5 protein-coding genes and 1 pseudogene are annotated in these 5,146 nt (G+C 37.3%); 1 reads left to right on the top strand and 5 read right to left on the bottom strand.

Features of this window, described 5'->3' with window-relative positions:
- Positions 1-579, top strand: a pseudogene (locus tag ACTBZY_RS06040) (RNA polymerase-binding ATPase); the annotation flags it as partial.
- Positions 580-971: 392 nt separating this feature from the next.
- On the opposite strand, the gene ACTBZY_RS06035 reads toward ACTBZY_RS06040, so the two are convergent.
- The 5 genes from ACTBZY_RS06035 to ACTBZY_RS06015 form a co-directional block, all read right to left on the bottom strand.
- Positions 972-1,745: a hypothetical protein gene (locus tag ACTBZY_RS06035; RefSeq protein WP_463045447.1), complete on the bottom strand. Its 774-nt coding sequence runs from the start codon at positions 1,743-1,745 to the stop codon at positions 972-974.
- Positions 1,746-1,749: 4 nt separating this feature from the next.
- The gene (locus ACTBZY_RS06030; RefSeq protein WP_463045446.1) at positions 1,750-3,222 is read right to left on the bottom strand and encodes an AAA family ATPase; all 1,473 of its coding nucleotides are present in this window, start codon (positions 3,220-3,222) and stop codon (positions 1,750-1,752) included.
- Positions 3,223-3,304: 82 nt separating this feature from the next.
- Entirely contained in the window at positions 3,305-3,598 is a 294-nt protein-coding gene (locus tag ACTBZY_RS06025) for a helix-turn-helix domain-containing protein (RefSeq protein ID WP_463045445.1), read from the bottom strand.
- 233 nt (positions 3,599-3,831) lie between these two features.
- A complete protein-coding gene (locus ACTBZY_RS06020) occupies positions 3,832-4,044 on the bottom strand; it encodes a hypothetical protein (RefSeq protein WP_463045444.1) in 213 nt (70 codons plus the stop codon).
- Between the two features lie 52 nt (positions 4,045-4,096).
- The coding region (locus tag ACTBZY_RS06015) for a M1 family aminopeptidase (protein WP_463045443.1) at positions 4,097-5,146 on the bottom strand (1,050 nt) is incomplete at its 5' end.

The raw sequence follows: 5,146 nt of genomic DNA, 5'->3' as shown, positions 1-5,146 counted from the left end.
GATGTAAGCTTTATTACCTGGGATCATCCCATGGCAACAGGCGCCATCGACAGGGTGCTCAGCTCAACCATCGGTAGCGCGAGCTGTGGATTGATTCGGGGCACCGGCAGTCCCGGTCTTTTACTTGAGTTGATTTTTGTGCTTGAAACTGCTGGAAAGCAACGTATGGACATAGACCGTTTCCTCGCAGATACGCCGCTGAGAGTTGTGGTGGACCATATGGGAGAAGAAGTCACAGACAGATATTCTGTTGCCATGCTCAATAAAAGCATAGTGCCAGGTAGCATAGAAGCCTTGCTGGAAAATGATGCGTTTGTAGAAACCATGCTGCCTGCTATGATTTCATCTGCGACAGAAATAGCGGATGAAATGGGCTTTCAAGAAATAAAAAAGAGTTTAGAGCGAATGAAACGTACGCTGGATCATGAAATCAATCGGTTGACCGCCTTACAAAAAAAGAACAAAGACATCAGGATCGACGAAATTCAGGCTGCGATGGAAGAGCGGAGCACCTTGTCTGACTTGATGAAAAAAGCAAGAATACGATTGGATGCGGTCCAGCTGATAAGGAAGGAATAGTTTGCGATTCATGGATTAATAATCCCAGATGGATAGTTTTATTTCCGATGATTATCGAGGATAAACCCAGTCGCTGGAATGATCTGACTACGCCTGGGAGGGTCGTCATAGCATTACTGGTAACGGGATTCAGCTAACCGAAGGTGGCGATTTCAAAGCACTCCACTATCAACTAAGCACAAACTTTGATAGAAGCACATAGCCTGATTTAACCACAGAACCGCCAATTTTGGGTAGGTGCTGTTATGCCTTCGTTGTTCTTTTCTGTCGAATGTTTGTCTGTCGGTGGTGCGGTTGAGTAGGCATATTTTTTTGCAAGCTTGGGTTTGAGTATAGGGTTGTGTGGCTTGCAAATGTGTATGACTGTGAGGAGCTGTCATTTGGTAATTGTTTTAAACGTTCTTATAATAATTGAAGAACCATTTATATTTTAAAACATCGTCCTTGTAAGATGGAGCTTGTGTGAAGTTTTCTACTATTTTTGTTCCGTCAAAAAGTAATATTAGCTCATAAATAATATCATCAATTATGTCTAATGTTATTTCATTAATGTTAGTGAATGTGTTTGCTAATTTGTACCAAATCATTCTAATAAGTTTTAGAGGACTATTGGAATTTAATAAACCCAACTTTTGTAAATCTTCTTCATATTGAACGGATGATACGTTGCCTGCTTTATCATATTCAACAAGGTTTTCAATATTTACATCGAAAATGAACGGCTCAATTTTCTTATCGCTTCTATAATTATTACAATGAGTATTACTGTCACAAGAAGCAATTAAATTGTGGTAAGCGATGTCGTGTGGGTATAGTACTGGAGGAATTACTTTTTTATTCCTGTCAAATACGTCCTTGTGCATTACATTATTAGATAGTTCATTCGTAACTAAATAAGAAGCAAAATCAGCGACTTTTAATCTGTTAGGAATTATATGCTCTAATGTTGTATCGGCTGAAACTATCTCCTTTAAGCAATAGCAACATAAACTACTTTGCTCATTTAACATCAATTGCAATATTTGACCACGATACTTAGGCTTGCACAATCCTTCGTAATCAGCTCCTTTATAACAATTATCTAATACATCCCAACTATCTTCCAATAGGGTATTTACAACTAGTTTTCCTGCTGTTTCGTTAACGGATTTGTCAATATACTTCATAATATTACAAATAGGCTTTCTTTTGATTATCAATTTCTTTTTGTAACAAGTTGGGAATTTCTCCGCCCAAATAATCTTTAAGCTTTTGGAGCATTAAATCTGCTTCTTTATCCTTCTTTTTACCTAATAAAATCAAATAAGCATTAATGTATTTATCAATAGTAGAAGAACGAGGTGCGACTTCCATTATTTCAGATAGATTGGTTGAGTAATCAAGACCAAATATATTTTCTACATCTTCATTAGAATAAGTATTACCATCGTGTTCTAACTTGATAATTTTATTTTTTCCATCGACTTTAAAATTGGAAATAACTAATGGAGAATGAGTTGTAACAATAAATTGTATTTTAGGAAAAGTTTTTTGTAATCGTTGCAATATTTCTTGTTGCAATGTAGGGTGCAGGTGCAGTTCAATTTCATCTATTAACACTATTCCATTGCTTTCTATGTTTTCATTTAGAATATAAGAGCGATAAGCTAAGTCAAGAACCAAAGAGAAAATCCTCTTGTAACCCATAGGCAGTGTTTCAAAAGCGATTATTCTACCATCTTTAAATGAAAATTCAAGTGTAAAGTTTTTCTTCTCAGGTCTATTAACTGCTAATCTATATAATTCAAATTCCTTATTAATAAAATCATAGTCTTCAGAAACAGACTTGGTAAATTCCATTAATTTATTTTCAATAAATAGGCGTTCATTGTTAAATCTATTTCCTCTTTCATCACTGCGCAAATAACCTAGTCTCTCTTTCAATTTAGATATGCTCGAATGAATACTGTTTAGTTTAGAATTGTCATTGCCTTCAGCATCCTTAAATTTTCCTTCCCATAAATTGATTTGTGATTTAATTGCTGTTATTTCATCGTTCAAATCCTTTTCAAAATTAGAAACTTTGAAAAATCGACTAAGCCATAATTCAATACAACTTGTTCTTTCATCCCAACCGTAATAACCTAAATCCCTTGGTAATACATCTTGGTTAATGATTTTTTTTACCCTTGTTCCAAAATTTATTTTTTCGTGGGGGAAAGAATCAGCAAATACTGTTAGTACAGGAAGAACAGCTTTTGGATTATCATTATAGTAGTTTAATACAGTATTTAAGGCCTCACTATATTGTGTGGTTGTTAAACCTCCATTCATTGTTTTTTTTAGTAGTGACCAATTAATAGAGGCATTATTAAAATTGCCTTTGAAATCATTTTTTATTGGGTAACTAAACGACCTCAAAATGTCGAAGTTAGCTTCCAAACTACCAAAGGATTTCACTTTAGCATTATTAGAAATAGCTAAGTTTTTCCGAAAGTTTTTTGGTTTAGCAAACATAAAACTCAAGCCTCTCCTAATGCCTGACAAAATACTTGATTTACCTGTACCGTTTTTTCCAATAAAAACAGTTGTTTGAATACCATATTTTATTTGATATTCTTTAAAACAACGAAAGTTGTTAAATGTAGTCTCTATTAGTTGCATGTCTTAAAATATTCGTAAATATTGCCATTTGGGAAATAAATAATAACTTCTGTTGTCTTATGTTTCATCATATAGTTAGGCATTACTTTTTCTTGTTTTTGATTTTCTGCTCAGCAGCCTTTAAAACTTTGTCCGCCAAATACTCGTCTTGCAAGTCATAAGCGACCTTGTCGCTTAACCACTCAATTAATAATGTTTCCTTATCGAGTTTGTAAAACTTAGCGAATTTCAAAACCTGTTCTTTTGTAGGCTTTCGTTCGTTTCGTTCAAATTTGCTAATGATGGCTTGGTCAATGTCGAGTTCGGCAGCAACTTGTCGAAGAAACAATTTTTTTTCTTCTCTCGCTATTCGTATTAAGTCACCAAAGTTACTCATAAGACAATATGTATTTTGACAAAACAGGTCTAATGTAATACTAATTTTCGGAATGTCAGTCGGTGCGATGGGTAAATTTTAGCTCTTTTGGTTTTGAGAAGGGTCGGCATGTGTGTCGGGCAAAACCAAATGTGCTAAAATGTGCGGCTGGCATTTCTGGTCGATGTCTGTCGGTTTGCACGGTCGCACCTACTATGAGGAATAACTTATTTTTTGTCAAGTTTTTTCCGGATCTATTTCTTAATTCTGGCCCTATAGACACGCTTTCCCCCTTTTTTCTGATCCCCAATATCCCAACTAAACCCTTCACCACAATACCCTGTACGGGGTATATTTTCTAAAAAAATCTCTTTCCCCACTTTTCCTTCCATATCCGTGAATCGAAACCTTCTACCTGGCTGCTTAAAGGTGAGACGCTCGTGGTCGATACCGAATAGGTGAAGCATGGTCGCTTAATACTATTTAAAAAGGCCCGATCAGTTGACCGGGCCTTTTCATTTATTCCAGTTCTACCGAAATCATATTATCATCCGGAGCCCGATCGATCAATTTACTGTATGGATCGATTCCTGCTTTTACAGGTTCGCCTTTCACACGAATCGTCAAAGTCGTTTCGCCTGGTTTGATTTTATACTTCTGAATGTAAAGCGGATTGACCCGATCTCTGCCATTCTGATCTTTATCTTCGGCTGCGAAAATCCCGATATCGATGTAGTCTCCGGCATAAGTTGCATTGGATTCTTCCCCTGCTGAGTCTGCGTAAAGCTTCTGAGACCTGAGTTTGATAGTCACATCATATTCACCTTCACTGATTTTGGTAGCAGTGACTTCATCCGCCTTGTTGTCGTACAGCGTGATTTTGTTCCAGGTATCATCCAGGTAATACTTTAAACTATCCGGAGTGTATGCTTCCAAATGTCTGTAGAGATCACTGCTTCCCGGGAATGGGGGAGTGGTTTTCAATCCAAACTCAGCATTGAACTTATACAGCGCGCTGTCGATTGCCTGGTCACCGATCAAATCCCGAAGTCCGTACAAAATCAAACTTCCCTTGTTGTACCATTGGTAAGGACGATTGCAATTGATGAAGACGTTTTCCTTTTTGTTCTCATTGGATCTTCCTCTCAGATAATCGTCCAATTCGTCTTTCAGAAACCGCTTCATATTGTCTTTGCCGTACTTCCTTTCCGTCAGGATCAAAGCCGAAAACTCAGCCAAGGCTTCTGAAATTAAATTCGCACCTCGGGTATAATTTGGGGTGATCTGATGTCCCCACCATTGGTGTGCAAGTTCGTGAGCGGTCACATAGTAGACATAGTCAAAGCTATTCGGATCGCTGAAGTCCGCCACCCATCCAAAGCTTTCTGAGAAGGGAACTGTGTTGGGAAAGGACTGGGCAAATCCTGCATATCTCGGAAACTCCAATAATCGCATTTGGCGGAATTGGAAATTGCCATAGGTCTCAGAGAAATAGGTGAGTCCGTCTTTGTACGAATCCATGAACCGATCGAGGTTGTACTCATGACCTTTTTGATAATAGATTTCGAT

Source organism: Arcticibacterium sp., from assembly GCF_055134445.1.
The sequence above is the reverse complement of the archived record's forward strand: the minus strand, read 5'-3'. Positions and strand labels throughout refer to the sequence as shown.

Bases quoted from the DNA above. Each gene is read 5' to 3' on its own strand.
- ACTBZY_RS06035 (WP_463045447.1), bottom strand. From the start codon at position 1,745: ATGAAGTATATTGACAAATCCGTTAACGAAACAGCAGGAAAACTAGTT.
- ACTBZY_RS06030 (WP_463045446.1), bottom strand. From the start codon at position 3,222: ATGCAACTAATAGAGACTACATTTAACAACTTTCGTTGTTTTAAAGAA.
- ACTBZY_RS06025 (WP_463045445.1), bottom strand. From the start codon at position 3,598: ATGAGTAACTTTGGTGACTTAATACGAATAGCGAGAGAAGAAAAAAAA.
- ACTBZY_RS06020 (WP_463045444.1), bottom strand. From the start codon at position 4,044: ATGCTTCACCTATTCGGTATCGACCACGAGCGTCTCACCTTTAAGCAG.